This is a genomic window from Brachybacterium sp. UNK5269, from assembly GCF_049266655.1.
In the GTDB taxonomy this organism is placed as follows: Bacteria; Actinomycetota; Actinomycetes; order Actinomycetales; family Dermabacteraceae; genus Brachybacterium.
This window is the reverse complement of record NZ_CP184883.1, coordinates 1,190,259-1,211,611: the sequence shown is the minus strand read 5'-3', so window position 1 is coordinate 1,211,611 and position 21,353 is coordinate 1,190,259. Positions and strand designations below refer to the sequence as shown.

The 21,353-nt window shown below is 69.6% G+C and carries 18 protein-coding genes and 2 pseudogenes; 9 read left to right on the top strand and 11 right to left on the bottom strand.

The annotated features are described in order from the left end of the window. Position 1 precedes the first annotated feature (1 nt). Positions 2 to 1,167 (bottom strand): annotated as a pseudogene (locus tag ACOJUI_RS05585) (IS3 family transposase). Between the two features lie 1,091 nt (positions 1,168 to 2,258). On the opposite strand from ACOJUI_RS05585, the gene ACOJUI_RS05580 reads away from it, so the two are divergent. From ACOJUI_RS05580 to ACOJUI_RS05565, 4 genes are all read left to right on the top strand, one after another. Beyond that, positions 2,259 to 2,816 (top strand): C40 family peptidase, encoded by a 558-nt coding sequence (locus ACOJUI_RS05580; RefSeq protein WP_338075987.1) that lies wholly within the window; start codon positions 2,259 to 2,261, stop codon positions 2,814 to 2,816. A gap of 164 nt (positions 2,817 to 2,980) precedes the next feature. After that, positions 2,981 to 3,568, top strand: a complete 588-nt coding sequence (locus ACOJUI_RS05575) for a YdhK family protein (protein ID WP_422117090.1) — start codon at positions 2,981 to 2,983, stop codon at positions 3,566 to 3,568. An 81-nt stretch (positions 3,569 to 3,649) separates the two neighbouring features. After that, positions 3,650 to 4,258 carry a CueP family metal-binding protein gene (locus ACOJUI_RS05570; RefSeq protein WP_259885251.1) on the top strand — a complete coding sequence of 203 codons (609 nt, stop codon included), beginning with the start codon at positions 3,650 to 3,652 and terminating at the stop codon, positions 4,256 to 4,258. Between the two features lie 209 nt (positions 4,259 to 4,467). After that, positions 4,468 to 4,878 (top strand): four-helix bundle copper-binding protein, encoded by a 411-nt coding sequence (locus ACOJUI_RS05565; protein WP_422117089.1) that lies wholly within the window; start codon positions 4,468 to 4,470, stop codon positions 4,876 to 4,878. Between the two features lie 21 nt (positions 4,879 to 4,899). Here ACOJUI_RS05565 and ACOJUI_RS05560 read toward each other — a convergent pair whose 3' ends face one another. Continuing rightward, the gene (locus ACOJUI_RS05560) at positions 4,900 to 5,085 is read right to left on the bottom strand and encodes an ATP-binding protein (RefSeq protein ID WP_422117625.1); all 186 of its coding nucleotides are present in this window, start codon (positions 5,083 to 5,085) and stop codon (positions 4,900 to 4,902) included. A 98-nt stretch (positions 5,086 to 5,183) separates the two neighbouring features. Here ACOJUI_RS05560 and ACOJUI_RS05555 point away from each other — a divergent pair, with 98 nt between their 5' ends. Beyond that, a complete protein-coding gene (locus tag ACOJUI_RS05555) occupies positions 5,184 to 5,468 on the top strand; it encodes a hypothetical protein (RefSeq protein WP_422117088.1) in 285 nt (94 codons plus the stop codon). Positions 5,469 to 5,545: 77 nt separating this feature from the next. On the opposite strand, the gene ACOJUI_RS05550 is transcribed toward ACOJUI_RS05555, so the two are convergent. Further along, on the bottom strand, positions 5,546 to 5,767 hold the full coding sequence (locus ACOJUI_RS05550; protein WP_422117087.1) for a hypothetical protein: 222 nt from the start codon (positions 5,765 to 5,767) through the stop codon (positions 5,546 to 5,548). 387 nt (positions 5,768 to 6,154) lie between these two features. Here ACOJUI_RS05550 and ACOJUI_RS05545 point away from each other — a divergent pair, with 387 nt between their 5' ends. After that, positions 6,155 to 6,736 carry a class I SAM-dependent methyltransferase gene (locus tag ACOJUI_RS05545; RefSeq protein WP_422117086.1) on the top strand — a complete coding sequence of 194 codons (582 nt, stop codon included), beginning with the start codon at positions 6,155 to 6,157 and terminating at the stop codon, positions 6,734 to 6,736. A gap of 77 nt (positions 6,737 to 6,813) precedes the next feature. On the opposite strand, the gene ACOJUI_RS05540 is transcribed toward ACOJUI_RS05545, so the two are convergent. From ACOJUI_RS05540 to ACOJUI_RS05505, 8 genes and pseudogenes are all read right to left on the bottom strand, one after another. Then, the gene (locus ACOJUI_RS05540) at positions 6,814 to 7,785 is read right to left on the bottom strand and encodes a beta-propeller fold lactonase family protein (RefSeq protein ID WP_422117085.1); all 972 of its coding nucleotides are present in this window, start codon (positions 7,783 to 7,785) and stop codon (positions 6,814 to 6,816) included. A 342-nt stretch (positions 7,786 to 8,127) separates the two neighbouring features. Continuing rightward, the gene (locus ACOJUI_RS05535; protein ID WP_422117084.1) at positions 8,128 to 11,382 is read right to left on the bottom strand and encodes a beta-phosphoglucomutase family hydrolase; all 3,255 of its coding nucleotides are present in this window, start codon (positions 11,380 to 11,382) and stop codon (positions 8,128 to 8,130) included. Continuing rightward, entirely contained in the window at positions 11,379 to 12,329 is a 951-nt protein-coding gene (locus ACOJUI_RS05530) for a DMT family transporter (RefSeq protein WP_422117083.1), read from the bottom strand. The genes ACOJUI_RS05535 and ACOJUI_RS05530 overlap by 4 nt, the downstream gene beginning before the upstream one ends. A gap of 89 nt (positions 12,330 to 12,418) precedes the next feature. Then, a complete protein-coding gene (locus tag ACOJUI_RS05525) occupies positions 12,419 to 14,848 on the bottom strand; it encodes a heavy metal translocating P-type ATPase (protein ID WP_422117082.1) in 2,430 nt (809 codons plus the stop codon). A gap of 80 nt (positions 14,849 to 14,928) precedes the next feature. Then, positions 14,929 to 15,984, bottom strand: a complete 1,056-nt coding sequence (locus ACOJUI_RS05520) for a type II glyceraldehyde-3-phosphate dehydrogenase (protein ID WP_422117081.1) — start codon at positions 15,982 to 15,984, stop codon at positions 14,929 to 14,931. A 52-nt stretch (positions 15,985 to 16,036) separates the two neighbouring features. Then, positions 16,037 to 16,159, bottom strand: a pseudogene (locus tag ACOJUI_RS05515) (DUF4193 family protein); the annotation flags it as partial. Between the two features lie 73 nt (positions 16,160 to 16,232). Beyond that, positions 16,233 to 16,511 (bottom strand): metal-sensitive transcriptional regulator, encoded by a 279-nt coding sequence (locus ACOJUI_RS05510; RefSeq protein WP_422117080.1) that lies wholly within the window; start codon positions 16,509 to 16,511, stop codon positions 16,233 to 16,235. A 68-nt stretch (positions 16,512 to 16,579) separates the two neighbouring features. Beyond that, positions 16,580 to 19,612 carry a heavy metal translocating P-type ATPase gene (locus tag ACOJUI_RS05505; RefSeq protein WP_422117079.1) on the bottom strand — a complete coding sequence of 1,011 codons (3,033 nt, stop codon included), beginning with the start codon at positions 19,610 to 19,612 and terminating at the stop codon, positions 16,580 to 16,582. 532 nt (positions 19,613 to 20,144) lie between these two features. Between ACOJUI_RS05505 and ACOJUI_RS05500 the strand changes: the two genes are divergently transcribed. Genes ACOJUI_RS05500 through ACOJUI_RS05490 form a run of 3 tightly spaced genes read left to right on the top strand, consistent with a single transcriptional unit; the run spans position 20,145 to position 21,333 of the window. Continuing rightward, a complete protein-coding gene (locus ACOJUI_RS05500; RefSeq protein ID WP_422117078.1) occupies positions 20,145 to 20,921 on the top strand; it encodes a prolipoprotein diacylglyceryl transferase in 777 nt (258 codons plus the stop codon). Further along, positions 20,918 to 21,076, top strand: coding sequence for a hypothetical protein (locus tag ACOJUI_RS05495; protein WP_422117077.1), 159 nt, complete (start codon positions 20,918 to 20,920; stop codon positions 21,074 to 21,076). The genes ACOJUI_RS05500 and ACOJUI_RS05495 overlap by 4 nt, the downstream gene beginning before the upstream one ends. Then, complete coding sequence (locus tag ACOJUI_RS05490; RefSeq protein ID WP_422117076.1) at positions 21,073 to 21,333, top strand: hypothetical protein; 261 nt, start codon at positions 21,073 to 21,075, stop codon at positions 21,331 to 21,333. Before ACOJUI_RS05495 ends, ACOJUI_RS05490 begins: the two co-directional genes overlap by 4 nt. Positions 21,334 to 21,353 lie beyond the last annotated feature (20 nt).

The following is a 21,353-nucleotide window of genomic DNA, read 5'->3' as shown; positions in this document are numbered from 1 at the left end:
GTTAGGCCGCCAGGCTGACGGTCGGGTTCATGATGGTCTCGTATTCGATGGGGGTCAATCGGCCGAGGCGGGCCTGTCGGCGGCGGCGGTGGTAGGTCCTCTCGATCCAGGTGATGATCGCGATCCGCAGTTCGTCTCGGGTCCGCCAGCGTTTGCGGTCCAGGACATTCTTCTGGAGCAGGGCGAAGAAGGACTCCATCGCGGCGTTGTCCCCGGCCGCACCGACCTGTCCCATCGATCCGATGAGGTAATGACGGTTCAGAGTATGCACGAACTTCCGTGACCGGAATTGCGATCCTCGGTCCGAATGCACGATGCATCCGGCGGCGCCTCGGCGTCGCGAAGCAGCGTTGTCCAGGGCGTTCACCGCGAGACGAGCCTTCATCCGGGAATCCATGGAGTAGCCGACTATCCGACCGGAGAACACGTCCTTAATGGCGCAGAGGTAGAGCTTTCCCTCATCGGTCCAGTGCTCAGTGATGTCGGTCAGCCACAGCTCGTTAACGTCGTCGGCTGAGAAGTCGCGCTGGACGAGATCGTCGTGGACTGGCGGACCGGGACGCTTCCCATTCTTGCCGCGCTTCTTCCCGAAGACGGATCACCACTGGTTGTCTCGGCAGATCCGCCACGCGGTCCGCTCGCACATGCGCAGGCCAACGGATTCCGCTTCGCCGGCGAGGAACCGGTAGCCGAACTCGGGATCATCGCGGTGGGCGTCGAACAGAGCGTTCGCCCGATAGGCCTCGACCAGCTCGGACTCGGTGACCTGCTGTTTCCGCCAGCGGTAGTAGGGCTGGCGGGAGAGCTTCAGGACCCGCAGGGACACCGCGACAGGGACACCATCGCCGGCGAGCTCGCTCACGAGCGGGTAGAGGATTTTCCCGGCAGGTTCGCCTGCGAGAGGTAGGCGGCCGCGCGGCGCAGGACTTCGTTCTCCTGCTCGAGCAACCGATTCCGGCGACGCAGATCGCGCAGCTCGGAGGACTCCTCTCTGGTCTTGCCGGGCCGGGCACCGTCTTCGACATCGGCCTCGCGCATCCAGTTCGTCAGGCAGGACTCGGAGATCCCGAAGTCCTTCGCGATCATCGACAGCTTCTGGCCAGGTTCGCGGTTTCTCGCGACGCGCACGACGTCGTCACGGAACTCCTGGGGATAGGGAGCAGGCATGGTGCACATCCTTCCCTGCAGCGCCGCGGAGCGCCACAGATCATGTGACACCTACTCGTGCATCAGTCCCCCTCTCGGTTCAGACCGCGACACCTACCTGCAGCCAGTCCTGCGTGATCGCGGCAACAAGACCGCCACGGAGCGCTGCAAAAACCCCGCCACCAAGCGAACGAAGCCACACAGCGGCGATGTCTCGGTGGCGGGTGTCGCGTTTGGGTATACCCCAACGAAGCAACTGCCATGAGCCGAGTCCTGGCATGCGGTCGACCCTCGACGCACTCGCCCTTACCCGCCGCGGCCGCCGGCCGCCGGAGCATGATCTGAAACACCGCCGTGGCGCTCGCGCTGCTTCCTCGCGTGCTCTTCGATGTCTGGACCTAGTCGGCCTGGTCCTCGCCGCCGAAGTCGCCGAAGTCGCCGAGGGCAGCGCGCCGCTCCCTACAGGGGTGAGGGCCAGCACGAGACGCCCGTGCCGGTGATCTCCGCAGCCCGCCAGGAGGAAAGCTACGCCTTGGCGCGCTGACGTCGGGATCGCCGACCCGTGAGGCGTCGTGCTCCACCTAAGCCACAGTCTGCCCAACGAAGGTAAAGGCGAGCCCTACCCCCGGGGGATGCACGGCTGTGGAGTCAAGGATCGGCTAAATCCTTCGGTGGACCCTCCCATCGTTGTTCTGTGGGGCTGATCAGGGCCGTACGTTGATGTCGCCGCCCACGACATGAGCCGTCGCCTCGTTGCTCGCTCCGCTGTCGCTGTGGCACTGACGAAGTCATCGACTCCCTCCCGTCTCGAGGAGGGGAACTTACGGAGCAGAACTATGTCCCAGAACAACACCCATCGGGCCGTCGGCCGAGCAGTCACGCCCGTGGGGATCGCTGGTCGGGCTCTGCGGGGCACGGGCGGTGCCGCTGTGCTCGGCACGGTCGTCCTCGGATCCACGCTACTCGCAGGCCCCGCACAGGCCGCCCCTGCCGCGTTGCCCGCTGCACCTACCGTTACTGCACAGGCTGCCGCGCCGGCGACGCCGGCCCCTGCACACGCGACGTCTGCGTTGGGGGCCGAGAAGCTGCGGTGGGGTTCCCAGGGTTCTGCCGTGGAGCAGCTCCAGACGGCGCTGAACGAGCACGGTGCCTCACTGTCCGTGGACGGCAAGTTCGGTCGGCTCACCCATGGGGCCGTGAAGGACTTCCAGCGCTCGCACGACCTGAAGATCGACGGGGTCGTGGGCCCGCAGACCCGCGGTGCACTGAACGGCGGGGGCGCTTCGATCTCTACCGGCGGAACGTCTGCTCCGGCTCCGGCGCACTCTGCGACGAACTCTCAGCAGGCGATCGTCGACGCCGCGCGCAGCCAGGTCGGGGTCTCGTACTCGTGGGGGACCTCCAAGCCGGGCGTCAGCTTCGACTGCTCGGGGCTGAGCTCGTACGCGTACGCGCAGGCCGGCATCGCCCTGCCTCGCACCTCGTCGCAGCAGGTCGCGGCCGGCACCACGATCTCGAAGTCCGAGGCTAAGCCGGGCGACCTCGTGGTGTGGCCCGGCCACCTCGGGATCTACGCGGGCGGCAACACGGTGATCGACGCCGGTAACAGCAAGGGCTCCGTCAGCGAGCGCACCATCTGGGGTTCGCCGACCTTCGTCACCTTCCGCTGACTCAACAGCCGACGAAGAACGAGCAGGAGTGGCCTGGCCCGTCTGTGCGGACCAGGCCACTTCCGTGCCCCCACGGCGACGGCTGCCGCGCGGCCGGTCCAGGAAGGCATACCCCGCAGGGGTATACGCTGGTGGGGTTCAGTCCCTCTGCAGGAGGAGATGAGATGAGGAATCTAGGAAAGTTCAGCCGGCGGGCAGCGTTGTTCACCGCAGGCGTTGCCGTGCTCGCAGGATGCTCCGACAGCTCTGAGGAAGAGGACTCGCAGATGCAGCCGGAATCAGAGGGCGACCCCGCTTCTGACCAGGGCGGCGGTCACGCCGCGCATGAGCCCGACGGTGGCCCTGCGCCGGCGGGAATCGCTGAGGCCACCGATCCGACCTACCCTGTGGGCACGGCGGTGACCCTGACTGCGGACCACATGCCCGGCATGGAGGGCGCACAGGCCACCATCTCCGGGGCGTTCGACACCACCACTTACTCCGTGTCCTACACCCCGACCGACGGTGGAGACCCCGTCACCGATCACAAGTGGGTCGTGCACGAGGAACTCGACAGCCCCGACGAGGCGCCCCTCGAAGCGGGCGCCGAGGTGGTGCTGATGGCGGAGCACATGCCCGGCATGGACGGCGCAGAGGCGACGATCGACAGCGCGACCGACGAGACGGTCTACATGGTCGATTTCGAGATGGATGGCATGGCGATGACGAACCACAAGTGGGTCGTCGAAAGTGAGATCCAGCCAGCCCAGTAACAACCGCAGTGACGTTGGGGGGCGGCTCCGGGAGGGGCCGCCCCGACCGTGCCCGCTTCCACCCTGACGAAAGGATCTCCTGTGTCTCTGCTTCCCTCGTCCACCCCTGGTGTAGCGCGGCGTGTGCTGCTGGGTGGCCTCGCCCTCGCACCGCTCGTTCTGGCCGGCTGCGCGAACACCTCGAAAGAACCCGCGACCGCGCCTGAGGGGACTCTCCTGCGCGACCTCGGGTTCGAGGGCATGGAGGCCCGGGAGATCATCGACCAGCTGGAAGCCCTGGCGATCGACGAGCGGCCGGCGGACGTCCTGGCGGCGGTGCAGCCGTTCGAGCTCGCGCTGAGCGATGAGGCCGGACGTGAAGCGACGCTCGCGCTCCCGGAGGACGAGTTCTACCTGTCGGTCGCGCCGTTCCTGCAGACCACTCATGACTGCCACTTCCACAGCCTGACCACGTGCACAGGGGAACTGCAGAGCCAGGACATCGATGTGCTGGTGACCGACGGGGATGGTGCTGCTGTCGTCGAGGACACGATCACGACGAATCCGAACGGGTTCCTCGGGCTGTGGCTGCCACGAGATCGCCAGCTGACACTGACCTGCTCCCAGGACGGCATGCGCGGGACCGTCTCGGTGTCCACGAGCGGCGAGGAAGCTGCCACGTGCCTCACCACACTGCAGATGACGGCCTGAAACACCCGCCGCAACGAACCCCGGGCTGGAGTCCCTGAGCGGGGTGGCCACGGTCGCGCTCGGAGGGCCTGCGCAGCGCGAACGGCGCCCTCTTGATCAGATCTTCATGGCCGTTCCCCTTTTCGCCGACGGGGCCGCGTGTCTACCGTCACACATGTGGAGGGTCGACATGGTCCTTCTCAAGGTCGCACCGATGACAGGAGCACGCTATGACGCACACCGTGAAGGCCATGCTGGAGACTCATCCGATCGGCTCTGGGTCCGTGGATCAGGAGAAGCTCGCCGCGTGTATCGCGGCGTGCTTCGAGTGCGCTCAGGTTTGCACTGCCTGCGCTGATGCCTGCCTGTCTGAAGAGATGGTCGCCGACCTGACGGCGTGCATCCGCAAGAACCTCGATTGCGCGGACATCTGCGCAGCCACTGGCAATGTCCTTTCCCGCCAGACCGGCAGCAATACTGAAGTCCTTCGCGCCCAGCTGCAGTCCTGCATGGTTGCCTGCAGGGCGTGTGGCGACGAGTGCGCGCAGCACGCCGATATGCATGAGCATTGCAAGGTCTGCGCCGAGGCGTGCCGCCGGTGCGAGCAGGCCTGCGCCGAGCTGCTCGCATCTTTGGACTGAGCGTGCCAGTCGTCCCTCAGGTCAGGTGGCGGTAGGCAATGTGATCGTGAAGGTGGAACCGGCACGGGGGCCCACGCTCGAGGCCTCGACGGTTCCACCGTGGTGCTGGACGATGGACCCGACGATGGCCAGGCCAATTCCGGACCCTCCATGAGGACGATCACGTGCGGTGTCGACACGGCAGTACCTTTCGAAGAGATGAGGCAGATGCTCGGTGGCGATGCCTTCTCCCGTGTCGGGATTGCTAGACGAACCGACGTATCGACGTGGGTGGGTGAAACTCGTACAGCACCCTGGTCGGATGTGTGGCGCAAGCCGTTGCTCCGGACTTCACGTTGCCGATCGTCATGATCACCGCGGAGCAGGTCACGCCCGACCTGGAGTACTTCGGTGCTACCACCCCGTACCTGCTCGACGACGGCAGCGTGTCCACCGCCTACGACATGCTGGGGAAGGGCATGCACGAAGGACTGCCGGGACACGGGTTCGTCCTGATCGACGAGGACGGCGTCCGGCAGTGGAAGGGCGAGCACCCCTCGCTGTGGCTCGCCCCGGATGATCTTCTCGGCCACATCGCGAAGCACCTCTGAGCTGACGGGTTCGCCGCATCTGGCCCTCGTTCAGGGGCGGACGCGGCGAGCAGATCGGGGCGACGAGGGCTACGTCCTCAGTGGCGGTGCTCGTAGTGCTCGGGGGTCGCCGATGTTGTGGGGGAAACGGTCTCGTCCAGCCGACGGGGCTCGTGCGAGCCGGGCTGCTCCTCGTGTCCATGATGACCACCGAACATCATCATCACCATCATCAGAGGACAGGTCAGGATGGCCGCGGTCGTCAGGGCCTCCGCCGCCGTTCTGCCCAGGAGCAGAAGGACGACGAAGAGCCCTCCCATCAGCACAACCATTCCTTTGAGATGCCCGCTTCCGCTATGATTCACAATTACTCCTCCGTGAGGGTCTTCCGGGGCCGCGGACGCCGATGTGGCCCGCTGCTTCGCTGATTCCCCTCATCGTCCGACCTGGTCCCGAAGATCAGCGCTCGTTCTCTCTGGTGGTTCGATGAAGACCCGCTTCCACGCGGCATCGGCCATGGCGCCGGTGGTTTGAGACCCGGACAGCCCGGTCCCCTGCGGTGTTTCGTTTTCGTGCCCGAGACCTACTGTCGAGGGCGGGGGACCCGGCTCTGCGGGGGAGGTGAGCCGGTGTGGCGGGTTCCGCGGCTGGCCTGCGCACGAGCCGGCGCAAGATGAACCCACGAGGGTGCTGGAGAGGACGTCACGATGCCGAGAATGTCTCTCAAAGAGGCCTCGTTCTGTCGTAGCAGAACTTGGCGGCGTCTCGCGCGTCGAATTGCGCCGTGGGCCACGCAGGGTGTCCCGCTGACGGGAAACGTGCTCGAGCTCGGTGGTGGTAGCGGGACGATGGCCGAGGCGATCCTCCGTACAGACCCGCAGGTACGCGTCACCGTGACGGACATCGACCCCGCGATGGTCCGCGTCGCCCAGGAGCGCTTCGCTCGGTGCGCCCGCGCCACGGTGCACCGCGCCGATGCCACCCGGCTTCCGTACGACGACGAGTCCTTCGACGCGGTGGCGAGCTTTCTCATGCTGCATCACGTGCTCGAGTGGGAAGCCGCCGTGGCCGAGGCGGCGCGCGTGCTGCGGCCCCATGGAGTGTTCGTGGGGTACGACCTGGTGGCCTCCCGGGCGGCCTCCTGGGTCCACCGGATCGACGGGTCTGCGCATCGCCTCATCGAGCAGGGGGCGCTGGAGCCCGTGCTGGCGCGGGCCGGCCTCGACGTGCTCGCCGTGAGGTATGCGTTCTTCGGTCTGGTGGTCCGGTTCGTCGCCCGCAAGAGGTGAGCGCTGCGGGGCCAGGGCGGATGGTCGGGACTGGACCGATGCCTCCGCCGTCTCACCGCTGGCGTCGGGTCCTGCGCTCAGTGGCCCTCGTGGCCGCCCTCCGTCTCGGTGGCATAGTCGGGAACGCTGATCTCGGTGGCGCCAGGCCCGGGCGCAGGCTGCTGGGGGCTGAAGCTGATGCCGTTGGGCTTGTCGCCGGTGGGCACGGTGGCGATCGTCTCGTTGGTGGTCAGATCGAGCACGGAGACAGTGTCGTCGTAGAGGTTGGTGACCCACGCCCGCTGCCCGGTCGGTTCGATGACGACACCGTGGGGCCCGGAACCGGTGGGGATGATGGCCTCCACGGTCATGGAGCTGGGGTCGATGACGGACACGGTGCTCCCCGGAGCGCCCTCGGTGCCCTGGTCGGCGGAGAGCAGGCGAGTGCCGTCTGCACTCAGGTACAGCTGGACCGGCGGCGCGGGCACCTGCGTGGAGCCCGTGACCTTCTGCGCCGCCAGGTCGACCTTCACCACGGCGCTGGAGCCGGACAGGCTCACATAGGCGTGCCGCCCGTCAGCGCCGACGGCGACCTGCGCCGGGGAGTCCCCAACCGGGATGGTGGCAGTGAGATCGTGGGTCGCCGTGTCGACGACGTCGATCGTGCCGGCGGTGGTGTTGGCGATGACGACCGCGCTGCCGTCCGGAGTGGGCCGCAACCCGTGCGGTCCCGCGCTGAGATCGACGGTGGCGCGAGATTTCAGCGACGCGGCATCGTAGACACTGAGCGTGTCGTCTTCGGCGTTCGTGACGTACACCTGGTCGCCGTCCGGAGTGAGAACAACGTGGGCGGGGCCCGCGCCGGTGGGGGATGTGCCAGCCAGTTCGTAGGTGTCCGCATCCAGCGCGACCAGCGCATCGTTGTCGCCGCTGACCGCCCAGACGGTGGATCCGTCGGGGGCCGCTTGGACGTTGTGGGGGCTCTCGATCCCCGAGACGGTGCTCACCACCGCGCCGGTGGCAGCATCGATGGCGGTCAGCGAGTCGCCGTCCTCATTGGCGACCCACACCGTACCGGTGATCTCCCCTGTCTCACTGTTCTGTGCTGTCTCTCGGCCCTGTGCCGTCTGCCCACCCACCACCGGCGCGGTGCTGCTGGGCGAGACAGATCCATCACCGTCGGAGGCACTCTGTCCGCAGGCAGCCAGGGTCAGGGCGGCCGTCGCGGCCAGGACGGTCAGGGACAGGGCACGGCGGCGGCCGCGTGGCGTGTTCAGCACTGAAATTCTCCGGATCTGGGCAACGAAAATAAGGCAAGGCCCACTCTGGCGTCAGAACCGCGCGCGCGGGTGGCCGTTCGATGAAGGTTCCCTCAAGGTCCATTCCTCGAGTCCATCCCTCGAGGGATGCGCTCACCGGGCGCACGGGCCGAGGTGATTCGCGGCTGGCTGCTCGACCTGGTCCCCGTCGTCAAGGTGCCATCCGTCGGCCTCGCGGCGGAAGTGCCGTGAAGCGCCTGCTTCCAGGGCGGCCTCGTGGCCGCCGACGCGGAGGCGTACGCCCGGGTCGGCGGCGCAGTGATCGGCGGTGACGGTCAGGGCGGTGTCCTCGATCGCGATCTGGATGCGCAGGCCGCGGTGCTGCACGCCGAACCGCAACCGGTGCAGCTCAGCTGGCAAGGCGGGGCCGAGGACGACGGTGACCCCCTCGGTGCGGAACCCGGCGAAGGACCGGGTCAGAATGTCGATGGTGGCGGCCATGGCCCCGAGGTGAATGCCCTCCTGGGTGGTCCCGCCCTGGGTGTCGTCGAGGTCGGCGACCAGGGCGTCGCGGAACAGCGCCCGTCCCCGACCGGGGTCCAGGTGGGCCAGGACGGAGGCGTGCACCACCCGGCTCAGGGTGGACCCGTGCGCGGTGCGCGCAAGGTAGTGGTCCACCGTCCGGTCGAGGTCCTGACCGGTGGTGGGGTAGCCGAGCCGGTCGAGCATGCCGAGCAGCCCGTCGGGTCCCAGGAGGTAGACGAGCATCAGGACGTCGGCCTGCTTGGCCAGCTGGTACCGGTTGGTCGTATCCCCCTCGGCCTCCAGGATCAGGTCCAGGCGCCCGATGTTGCCGTACCGGCGCCGGTAGCGGTCCCAGTCGAGCTCGGCCAGCTCCTCGTACCCGGCGAACTGGGCGAGGAGGCCGTCGGGCAGGAACGGCACGGCCAGGCGCCGGCTCAGGTGCTCCCACCGGGCCGGCTCCTCCGGTTGGATGGCCAACCGGGAGCGGACGTCGTCGCACTCGTGCCCAGACACCTCCTCGAGGACCTCCCGGGCCCGGGAGCACACCCAGGCGGTCAGGACGTTGGTATAGGCGTTGTCGACCAGGCCGTCCCCCGGGGCGTCGGGGTAGCCGTCGTGGTACTCGTCCGGCCCCATCACCCCGCCGAGGTGGTACCGGTCCGTGGCCGGGTCGTAGGTCGCCAGGGCGGTGAAGAACCGGGCGACCTCGATGATCAGGTCGGCGCCGCGCCGGGCGAGCCAGGTGAGGTCGCCGGTGGCCTGGTAGTACGCCCAGGCGTTGACCGCGATGGCGAGCCCGACGTGGCGCTGGCGGCGGGAGTTGTCCGGCATCCACCGGCCCGAGCGGGTGTTGAACAGCACCACGGGGGTCTCCTCGCGCCCGTCGCTGCCGGACTGCCAGGGGAACATCGCCCCGGGCAGCCCCGCCTGGGCGGCTGCCCGGCGCGCCGCGTCCAGGCGACGCCACCGGTACTCCAGCACGCCGCGGCTGACCTGGGGGAGGCGGGCGGTGAGCACCGGCAGCACGAACAGCTCGTCCCAGAACACGTGCCCCCGGTAGCCCTCCCCGTGCAGCCCGCGGGCCGGGACGCCGGCGTCGAGTTCGGTGGTGTGCTCGGACAGGGTCTGGAGCAGGTGGAAGAGGTGCAGGTTGAGCACCAGCCGGGTCTGGGTGTCGACGTCGAGGTCGATCGCGAATCGTTCCCACAGCCGCGCCCATGCCGCCGCGTGCGGGCGGAGCAGGGCGTCGAAGCGCGGTGGGGCGCAGGTCAGCTCGCCGAGGGCCGCAGCCCGCGGGGAGGCGATGGCCCGGTCCCGGGAGGTCACGATCGCGATCGTCTTGTCGACGGTGACCGGCTCTCCGTCCCGGACCGGAAGCTCCAGCAGCAGGGAATGCAGCTCGCCGTTCTGCGCGACGACCGCATCCGGTGGGCCTCCGTCGACGGTGGTGCGGGCCGCGACCGCAATCCGGACCTGGCTCTGGACGGTCTCGACCTCTACCAGCAGGGTGTCCGGGCCCACCTGCTCGGCGCCGGTCGTGCGCAGGTGACGGTTCGCCAGATCGGCGTACTCGGCGACATTGGCATTGACGACCCCGGCATCGATCCCGGAGCGGACCCGCAGAGTGCCGCTCCAGCCGTCCGGGACCACCGTGGTCTCCAGCGCGGCCAGGTGGGGCCGGGCCATGGAGACCAGGCGCCGCTGCCGCAGCCGCAGCCGCCGCCCGGCCGGGTCGGTGAGCATCGCGGTCCGGGTGAGCAGTCCTCGGCGCAGGTCGAGCTCGCGCCGCTCCTGCGAGAGGGTGAAGCCGCCGGCCGACCACCACGATTCGTCGGTGCCGAGGTCGAGGACCAGCCAGTTGGGGGCGTTGGCGAGATGCTCGTCCTCCAACTCCCGGCCGTGAACGGGGGAGACAAGCCGGTTGTAGACCCCGGCCAGGTAGGTGCCGGGATAGTGCACCCCGTCCGCGGCACGCTCCGGGGCCGCGCCGCGGGTGCCGAGATAGCCGTTACCCAGGGTGGTCAGCGCCTCACGGTGGCCCTCGTGGGCCGGGTCGAATCCCTCGTAGACGAGCGTCCACGGGTCAGCGCGCAGCGCACCCAGGTCGAGCTGGGCGACGTCCTCGACCACCAGGTGGGCCCCGGCGGCCTTCAGCTCGGCCCGCTGCCCGGCCCGGGCCACGCCCGCGACCAGGCCGAACCCGCCGGCGCGGGCCGCCTGGACACCGGCGACGGCGTTCTCCACCACCGCGACCCGGGCCGGGTCCACGCCCAGCTCGGCGGCTGCCGCCAGGAACATCGCCGGGTCGGGCTTCCCGGGCAGGCCCAGCTCGGCAGCACGGTTCCCGTCCACGACCACGTCAAAGGCCTCCTCCAGGCCAGCGGCCTCCAGCAGCGAGCCGGTGTTGCGGCTGGCGGTGACCAGCGCCACCGGCACTCCACCGGCCCGCAGCCGGTTGAGCAGGTTCACGGTGCCGGGGAAGGCCTTGGTGCCATGCCCGGTCAGCAGGTCGCGGTAGAGCTCGTTCTTCCGGGTGGCCAGCCCGTGCACCGTCCAGGTCCCGGCCGGGTCCTGCGGTGTTCCTGCGGGCAGGTCGATGCCGCGGGCAGTGAGGAAGGCGGCCACCCCGTCCTGGCGGGAGCGTCCGTCGACGTAGCGGCGGTAGTCGCCGACCTCGTCGAACGGGGCATGGGCGCCGGGTCCGCCGGTACGGGGGTCGGTGAGCACCTCCGCGAAGAGCTGCCGCCACGCCTGGGCGTGGAGCGTGGCGGTGTCGGTCACCACCCCGTCCAGGTCGAAGATCACCGCCTCCTGCGGGGGGACCGCCCCGGTGAGGGCAGGCGCCGCCGGGGACGGGCTCGGGTGGGTCGTCGCGTGCGTCACGGTTCTCCTTCGGTTGGCAACACAGGTGCGGTGGCCATCTGGCGGCTGCGGGACGTGCCCGGCCCCGGGTCCTGGGCGGAGCCCTCGGCGGTTGAGCCAGTCGCCGGCGCCGGGGTGGTGGTCCGGCGTGGTGGCCGCAGGGTGATCCACATGGCGACCAGCACGGCGAGGAGCCCGACGGCGGTCCAGCCGCCTGGGCGTTCACCCAGCAGGACGGCGGCCAGCGCGATGCCCAGGACGGGGGTCAGGAAGGTCCAGGTGGTCAGGGTGTCCAGGCGGCTGCGGCGGGCCTCGACGAACCACGCCACCGTGGTCGCCGCGGTGCCCACCAGGGCAAGGAACGCCAGCGACACGACGAAGCGGGGGGTCCAGGCGATCACCGGCGCGCCCTCCACGGCCACGGAGAGACCGGCCAGGGCCACCCCGCCGATGAGCAGGTGCCAGCCGGTGGCCGTGACCAGGTCCAGCCCGCCCAGGCGGCGGGACAGCAGCGTGCCGGCGGTCACGGCCACCGCCGAGAGCAGCGACAGGATCGCGCCGCCGCCCCCGCCGCCGGGCACCGCGACCAGGACGAGCCCTGCGAAGCCGACCACCAGGGCGGCCACGGTCCGGGGGGAGAGAGCCTCGCCGTAGAGCCACCAGGCTGGCAGGAGGATCAGCAGCGGCTGGGCGTTGGCCAGCACCGCGGCGGTGCCCGTCGCGCCGCCGGCGACCCCGGCGAACATGGTGGCGAAGGCGAGCGTGACGTTGACCAGCCCGAGGACCGTGATGAGCCCCCAGGCACGTGCGCCGCGGGGGGACGGGCGGTGCTGGATGGCTCTCAGTGCCAGCAGCGCGGCGCCGGCTACCAGGGCACGCAGCGCGGCATACCACAGCAGCGGGGCGTCGCGCAGGCCCCACTGGATCACGACGAAGCACGCCCCCCAGGCCGCGGTGATCCACAGCATCCGCAACGGCTTCGGCCGTCGGGGCACCGCTCCGGCCGCCGAAGCGGTCGGAGCGGTGGTGCCGACAGGGACGTCCACGCCGACCCCGGTCAGCGGGTGCCGGCCGGCACCGGTGCGGTCGGCTCCGCAAGGGCACGCTGCGGTGCGCCCGGGGCCTGCTGCGCGGGCAGCCGGAGCCGCTTGAGCAGCAGGGCGTTGATCGTGACGATGACCGTGGAGCCGGACATCGACAACGCAGCGATCTCCGGGCGCAGCATCAGTCCGAAGGCGGGGTAGAACACCCCGGCCGCAATCGGCAGCGCGATGGCGTTGTAGCCGATCGCCCAGGCCAGGTTCTGCCGCTCCTTCCGCACCGTGCCCCTGCCGATGCGCAGCGCGACGGAGACGTCCAGGGGGTCCGAGCGCATCAGGACGATGTCGGCGGTCTCGATCGCCACGTCCGTCCCGGCCCCGATCGCGATGCCGATGTCTGCCTTGGCCAGCGCGGGGGCGTCGTTGACGCCGTCCCCGACCATCGCCACGGTCTTGCCGGCCTGCTGCAGCTCGGCGATCTTCTCGGCCTTGTCCCCGGGCAGGACTTCGGCGATGACCGTGTCGATGCCGAGCTGTCCGGCGATGCGCCGGGCGGTGGCCTCGTTGTCGCCGGTGAGCATGGCGACCTCGATGCCGGACTCGTGCAGGGCCGCGACGGCCGCGGCTGCCGTGTCCCGGGCCGCGTCGGCCAGCGCGATGACACCAACCCCGCGTCCGTCCACGGCGACCAGCACGGCGGTGCGCCCGGAGGCGGCCAGCTCGTCGCGCCGCTGGGCCAGGTCGCCGAGGTCGACGTTCTCCCTGGTCATGAGGCGGAGGTTGCCCGCCAGGACCCGGCGGCCGTCGACCACGGCAGTGGCGCCGTGACCGGGAACGTTCAGGAAGTCGCTCACGCTCAGCACGGGCACGCCGCGCGCAGCGGCGTGGTTGTCGATCGCGCGGGCCAGTGGGTGCTCGGACTCGCGCTCCACCGCGGCCACCAGGGCCAGCATCTCCTCCTCGCTCATGCCTGCCGCGATGACGTCGGTGACCTCCGGCTCGCCCTTGGTCAGGGTGCCGGTCTTGTCCATCACCACGGTGTCGATCTTCGCCGTCCCCTCCAGGGCGGTGGCGTTCTTGAACAGCACGCCCCGCTTGGCGCCCAGCCCGGTGCCGACCATGATCGCCATCGGCGTGGCCAACCCCAGGGCGTCGGGGCAGGTGACGACCACCACGGTGATCGCGAACAGCATCGCCATCGGTACCCCGGCGCCGGCGAGCATCCACGCGGTGAACGTCAGGGTGCCGCCGATGAGGGCGACGAACACCAGCCAGAACGCAGCCCGGTCGGCCAGGCGCTGACCGGGGGCCTTGGAGTTCTGTGCCTCTTGGACCATCTTGACGATCTGCGCCAGCGCGGTGTCCGCCCCGACTTTCGTAGCCCGGGCCCGCAAGGTGCCGGTGGTGTTGATCGACGCGCCGATCACCTCCGCGCCAGGTGCCTTCTCCACCGGCATGGACTCCCCGGTGACCATCGACTCATCGACCTCGGACTCACCCTCCTCCACCACCGCGTCGGTGGGGATCTTCGACCCGGGCCGCACCAGCAGCAGGTCACCGACGACGACCTCGGCCGTCGGCACCTCCACCGGCTGGCCGTTACGGATCACGACGGCTTGGGAAGGGGCCAGCTGCAGCAGCGTGCGGACCGCGTCGTTCGCACCACCTCGGGCCCGCATCTCCAGCCAGTGCCCCAGGAGCACGAAGGTGGTCAGCACGGTGACCGCCTCGTAGAAGACCTCACCGCCGCCGGTGAGGGTGACGACCAGGCTGTACAACCAGCCCGCCCCGACGCCGACCGCCACCAGGACCATCATGTCCAGCGTCCTGGCTCGCAGTGCCCGGTAGGCGCCGTCGAAGAAGATCCACGCCGAGTAGAACACCACCGGCAGGGACAGGATCAGGGAGAATACGTCGTCGCGCAGCCCGAAGGGCGCCGGGACGGTGAACCCCAGAACCTCCCGGCCGATCGGGGACCAGAACAGAATCACCACCGCCAGCACAGCGGCGACCAGGAACCGGTTGCGCATGTCCCGGGCCATGTCCTCCATCGACCCACCATGCCCACCGCCGTGGCCCATCGCCGCCTGGGCAGACTGATCGGCCTTCTCGTCGCCGCCGTGCCCGGTGCGCGGTTCGTGTCCGGCGTGGTCGGTGTGGGTTTCGTGGTCGGTGTGGGTTTCGGTCGGTGCCGGTTCGGCCATCGGGTGGCACATGTGGTCGGGCACGGACTGCCCGGTGCAGTGGTAGCCGCAGTCGTTGACCCATCCGACCAGCTGGGCCACCGAGGTCTCGTCCGGGTCGTACGTGACCGTCGCGGTCTGGGACACGGCGCTGGCCACGACGGCGAGCACGCCGGGGCGGCCCAGCAGCGTCTTCTCGATGACCGATTCGGAGGTGGCCCAGTGCAGTCCACCGACCTCCAGGACCGTGGTGTGACTCTTCATGATCGGTCTTCCTTTCGCGCCGCATGGTCGATAGGTCGTGCGTCGACGGGCTCGGCGGATGCCGGCTCGTCCGTCGGGTTTCAGTCCGTGGTCGCCCAGACTGGGGCGGGAAGGAACTCCCGGCGCATCCCCAGTGCCTCGTCTGTCATGTTGATCGAGGTGGCGCCGTCGGTCACGGTCCCGGCCAGAGCGCGGATGGCGTCGATCGTCTCGGGGACGACGATGGCCTCGTTGTAGACCTGGTACGTCAGGTAGGCCTCGTCCCCCTCGACCGTGAGGACGTCCTCCCATACTCCGACCTCCCACATGTCCCCCCGCGGCCGGCCCAGGTCGCGCATGAGCTCGACCGTGGTGTTCAGTGCGGTGAGGCCGTCGGCCATGCGGATGAACGCGATCCGGGGTGCGGCCCGCAGCGCGTCCAGGACCTCTTCCCGGCTGGCCGGTCGGTTCAGCTGCAGCGTCCAGTAGTGGTTGTGGGTCTGGGTGTGGGACGCCTTGGCGGCCATGGTGACCACGTCCAGTTCCGGCAGGACGGTGCGGGCGTCCGGGCCCTGGTGAGAGGGGATGGAGCCCTCGGGGACCATGGTGTTCATGATGCCGCCCTGATGGGACTCGCCCGGGTCGGTGGCCCGCCGGATGAGCACCCCACGGGCACGCGAGAGGAGGTCGGCGTCCTGCAGCGCGCCGAGGACGCGCACGATGCTGGTGGTGTTGCACGACACCACCCGCGTGGTGTCCCGACCGAGTGCGGTGGCGTAGTTTGCCTGGGCGACGAAGGAGTGTCCGGTGGTGGCGTGGGACTCGCCACCTTGGAACACGGCCTTGACGCCGGCCTCGCGGTAGATCTCCAGGTTGGTTGCCGCGACGTTCTTGGGGGTGGTGTCCACCACGACATCGACCTGGGCCAGCAGCTCAGCCAGGGTGCCGGAGACCGGCATCCCGGCCTGGACCATGGCGGCACCGGCCGGTTCGGTCCCCGCGAAGACGGGGATACCCCGTTCGGTCGCGGTACGCACGCGCCAGTCGGTGGCCACGTCCGCCACCCCCACCAGGTCCATGTCGGGCATGGCCCGCACGGCGTCGGCCACTCGTTTACCGATCACGCCATATCCGTTGATGGCTACCTGAACGTTCATCGTCGCTCTCCTTCGTTTTGTTCTTGCATCGGTGCGTTCGGTGGACCCGTGGTCAGGACGCGCAATCGCCGCACACCGGCTGTCCGGCGTCGTGGTGGGCCAGTTGGCTGTGGTGGTGGACGAGGAAGCACCGGACGCAGAGGAACTCGTCCTGCTGCCGGGGCATCACCGCCACGGGTCGTGTCGGGCGCCTTGACCTCGCAGGGGCGTGCGGCGTCGGCGTCGATGGCCATGGGTCTCCTCTCCCTTCAGCTGCGGACCAGGCGGGCGATCGCCTCGGTGGCTTCCCGGAGCTTGGCGTCGTGCTCGGGGCCGCTGGCCTTCGCGGCCTGGATCAGGCAGTGGTTCATGTGGTCCTCCAGCAGGGCCAGGGACACGCCCTGCAGGGCCCGCGAGACGGCCGCGGCCTGGGTGAGGATGTCGATGCAGTACGTGTCCTCGTCGACCATGCGGGCGATGCCCCGGACCTGACCTTCGATCCGGTGCAGGCGAATGAGCAGGGTCCGCTTGGTCTCATCGTCGATCATGGTGTCCTTCCTTCCGGAGTGGGCCCGGGCGGACCACCGCGGTGCGGGCGGCCGGCCCGGGGGTACGGCTAGGGAGCTACCGGGGTGGGGTAGCGGGCCGGGTCGGCGCGGAAGCTCGTGGCGCAGTGCGCCGAGCAGAAGAAGTAGGTGCTGCCCTCGTACTCGGCGCTGTCGGCGGCCGAGGCGGGATCGATCCGCATACCGCAGACCGGGTCGGTGGCGGTGGTGTTCATGGCGTTCTCCTTGTCGTGGGGATCGGTGGGGGTCTCGTCGTGGCCAACTTCCACGGCCGGCTCGAGGGCGGGGACATCGGTGACGTCGGGGATCGGTCGCGGGGTGAACGCGCGCAGCCGGTTCGCGTTGGCCACCACCGACAGGGAGGACAGGGCCATCGCCGCGGCGGCGAGCATCGGGCTGAGGGTCCACCCCAGGGCCGGGTAGAGCACGCCGGCGGCGATCGGGATGCCGAGGCCGTTGTAGATGAAGGCGAAGACCAGGTTCTGCCGGATGTTGCGCATGGTGGCCCGGGACAGGTCCACGGCGGTCACCAGTCCGGACAGGGACCCGTTGATCAGAGTGATGTCGGAGGACTCGATGGCGACGTCGGTGCCGGTGCCGATGGCGGACCCGACGTCGGCCTGGGCAAGGGCGGGGGCGTCGTTGATGCCGTCGCCCACCATCCCGACCGTCCGGCCTTCACCCTGCAGGCGCTTGACCTCGGCCGCCTTGTGCTCGGGCAGGACCTCGGCCATGACCCGGCCGATGCCGACCTGCCGGGCGATGGCGGCCGCGGTGGCACGGTTGTCGCCGGTCATCATGACGACCTCGATGCCCCGCTGCTTCAGGGCGGCGATCGCGGCGACCGAGCCGTCCTTGAGGGTGTCGGCGACACCGACCACGCCGGCGAACCGGCCATCGACGACGGCGAACATGGGGGTCTTGCCGTCGGCAGCCAGGGTATCGGCGGCGGTCTCGTCGGCGGTGATCCCGGCGCCGGTGAGGAGGCGCCGGTTGCCGACCAGGACCTCGCGTCCGCCGACCAGCGCGCGCACGCCCTGTCCGGTGACCGAGTCGAAGGCGGTCGTCTCCGGCAGGGCCAGGCCGCGCTCTTCGGCGCCGGCGATGATGGCGGTGGCCAGCGGGTGCTCCGAGGAGCGTTCGACGGCGGCCACCAGGGTGAGCAGCTCGGTGGCGGTGAATCCGTCGGCGGGCAGCACGTCGGTCAGGGCCGGGGCTCCCTGGGTGATGGTGCCGGTCTTGTCCAGGACGACGGTGTCGAGCTTGTGGGCGGTCTCCAGCGCCTCGGCCGAGCGGATGAGGATGCCGGAGGTCGCGCCCTTGCCGGTCCCCACGGTGATGGACAGCGGCGTGGCCAGTCCCAGTGCGCAGGGGCAGGCGATGATGAGCACCGACACCGCGGCGACGAGAGCGAAGATGAACGCGGGCGGGGGGCCGGCGATCGCCCAGATGGTGAAGGTCCAGATCGCGATCGCGATGACGGCCGGGACGAAGTAGGTGGAGACCTTGTCGACCAGGCGCTGGATGGGGGCTTTGGACCCCTGCGCCTCGCGCACCAGACGGATGATCTGGGACAGCATGGTGTCGGCCCCGACCTTGGTGGCCTCGTAGCGGAAGGTGCCGGTCTGATTGATGGTGGCCCCGATCACCTCGGCGCCGACGGATTTCGTCACCGGGATCGGCTCACCGGTCACCATCGACTCGTCCACGGCCGAAGAACCGTCCACGACCAGGCCGTCCACCGGGAGCTTCTCGCCGGGGCGGACCACGACGATGTCGCCCAGGGCGACCTCGTCGACGGGGATCTCCGCCTCGGTCCCGTCCCGGACGATGCGGGCGGTGCGGGGCTGCAGGCCGATGAGCTTGCGGATGGCCTCGCCGGTGCCGGCCTTGGCCTTGGTCTCCAGCAGACGGCCGAGCAGGATCAGCGTGATGATGACGCCGACGGCCTCGTAGTAGACCTCTCGGGTCTCGGCGGGCAGCAGGCCGGGGGCGAAGGTGACCACCAGGCTGTACCCGTAGGCGGCGATGGTGCCGAGCGTGATGAGGGAGTTCATGTCCGCGGTGCGGTGCGACAGCGCCAGCCAGCCGGTCTTGTGGATCGGCCACCCGGTGTAGAACATCACCGGCGTGATCAGGGCCAGCTGCACCCACGGGTTCATCAGGAACTCGGGCACCCACGGGGCGGCGAAGAACTCCATCGCCATCACGGCGACCAGGACCGGCAGGGTCAGCACGGTACCCAGGAGCACCCGGCGCCGGAGGTCCTCGATCTCCGCGTTCCGCTCGCTCTCCTCCGCGTCCTCGTTCCCACCGCTGATCGATCCAGCCCCCGCCGGAGCTTCAGACGCTGCCAGAGGTCCGACCTCGAGGGCCCCGTGAAGCATGTCCATGCCGCACGCGATCTCGTAGGAGCCGGCAGGAAGCGGCGGGAGGTTCACCACGGTGTCGCCGAAGGCGGGCACCGCGACGTCGATACCGACGTCCTTGAGCACGAGCCGTTCGGAGCAGGCGCCGTCCTCCTGGCGCGTGACCTCCAGCCGCGTGGGCAGGCCGGGCTCGAGGCGGAGCGGGGTCGGGTGGTAGCCGCCGCGGATGGTCAGCCTCGCGACCTGGACCCCGTCCTCGAGGCGGGGAGCCTCCTCGACGGGCTCAGCCGCCTTCTCGAGCACCGCGGTCGCCGCACCCGCACCGGCGGGGGCCCCGGCCGCGCCGGTGACGCGGACCTTGCCGTGCAGCATGTTCATGCCGCAGGCGAAGTCGTACTCGCCGGCCACGGTCGGCGTGAACTCCACGGTGGTGGTCTCGTACGCGGGCAGCAGCGTGTTGATCTTGAAGTCCGGGAACACCACCCGCGACGAGCAGTCGCCGCTCTCCCGGCGATCGAAGGTCAGCCGGACCGGCATCCCGGGCTTGACCTCGATCAGGTTCGGCGAGTAACCACCCTTGACCAGGACCGTCACCTCCTGGACACCATCGGTCTCCTCCGCCTGCCGGGCCTTCTTGGGTCCGAAGAAGTACCAGGCCATCAGCGCTGTCGCCACGACCGCGCCGGCTATCACAAGCCAGTCCTGCAGAGTCATTGTTCAGACCTCCCGGGTCGAATCATTGAGGGGCGGGACGGGACGGTGGTCGCCTCGACCACCTCGAAACCCGTCGCTGCCACCGCGGCGCGCAGCGCCGAGGACGTCAGCATCGGGCTCGCCTCGAGGGTGAGCCGCGAACTCCCGTCCTGTCCCAGCCGGGCGGCAGCGCTCCGGACGCCGAGAAGTCCTCGGACGCCGTCGAGGAGCCGCGCCAGGCAGAGTCCGCAGACCAGTCCTCGCACGCTCACTGTTGTGGTTGTCATGCTTCAACACCTCCGTATACCCCAAGGGGGTATTTCAAGTAGAGCATCGCGCGGTCCGGATGCCCAGAGCTGGGCGGTGAAGATTCCCTGAAGACGCGGGGCCGGGAGGGTGCCGGCCGGAAAGGCATCTGGCCTGCCGGGTTCTTCACCAGGTCTTCAGTGTTTGCCCGGGGGCGGCTTCGTACCCGGTCGCGAGGATGCGGGGTGAGTGGAGCATCGGGCGGTGGCAGGATCCGCGACCCCGCTCACGAATCGTTGGAGGCGCTGTGCGACCGGTTCTGTTCTCTGTTCTGGGCATCGAGGTGCAGACCTACGGGGTCAGCAAGGCTCTCGCCGCCGTCGTCGGTGCCTACCTGCTCGGCCGCGCGTTCGAGAGGGCCGGGCTGAAGCGGGAGACCGCCCACTCGCTCGTGCTCTGGGCGACGCTGTGGGGGTTCGTCGGCGCGAAGATCTACTACCTGCTCGAGCAGGGGTCGTCGATCAGCCTCCATGACCTCGGTGGCGCGGGCTTCACCTGGTACGGCGGGCTGATCGGCGGCAGCGTCGCGTCCTTGGTGATCATCCGGCGGGAGCGGCTTCCCCTGGGACGGGTCGCCGATCTGATGTCCATCCCCCTGACGCTGGCCTACGGCATCGGCCGGCTGGGCTGCTTCGTCTCGGGGGACGGCACCTACGGCCGGCCCACGGACCTGCCGTGGGGCATGGCCTTTCCGTACGGAGTGGTCGCCACCGATGTCCCCGTGCACCCGACCCCCCTCTACGAGGCGATCACGGCGGTGGCCATCGCTGGCCTCCTCTGGCTCCTCCGGCGCCGGCTGCGCCAGGGCGCGCTGTTCGGGGCCTACCTGGTGCTGAGCGGCATCTCCCGCGTCCTGGTCGAGCTCGTCCGGACCAATGACCCGGCCCTCTTCGGCCTGACCCAGCCGCAGCTCTGGGCGCTGCTCAGCATCGCCGGCGGCTTCACGCTCATCCTCCTCGTGCAGCGCCGCGACGCCCGCTCCACAGCCAACCGCACTCCACCCCGGCTCGAGGTTCCGGCATGAGCATCTTGCTGATCCCCGTGCTCGTGTGGCTGGCCACCCTGCTCCTGGGCATCTGGACCGTCTGCAGGATCTTCCCCGCCCAGACCCGGCACGCCCCCGACCCACCCGACGCACCACCTGCCCGCACCGACCCCGCACCCAGGAGAGAACCATGACCGGTCACAGCCACAACGGGAAGTCCCACCTCCTCGGCATGGTGGGCATCGGAGCGGGCCTGCTCGCCCTCCTCGTGCTGACGGGCAGATCGTTCGGGGACGCCCTCCCCGTCGCGCTGGCTCTGGCCTGCCCGCTGATGATGGTCGCCATGATGGTCGGCGGTCACCGACGACAGCACACCGGACACCACGGCCCGCCTGTCGAGCACCGAACGCACCCCGCGGAGCCGAGCGCGACGGAGAGCACGAAGATCTGATGAAGACCCGTCCAGGTGTG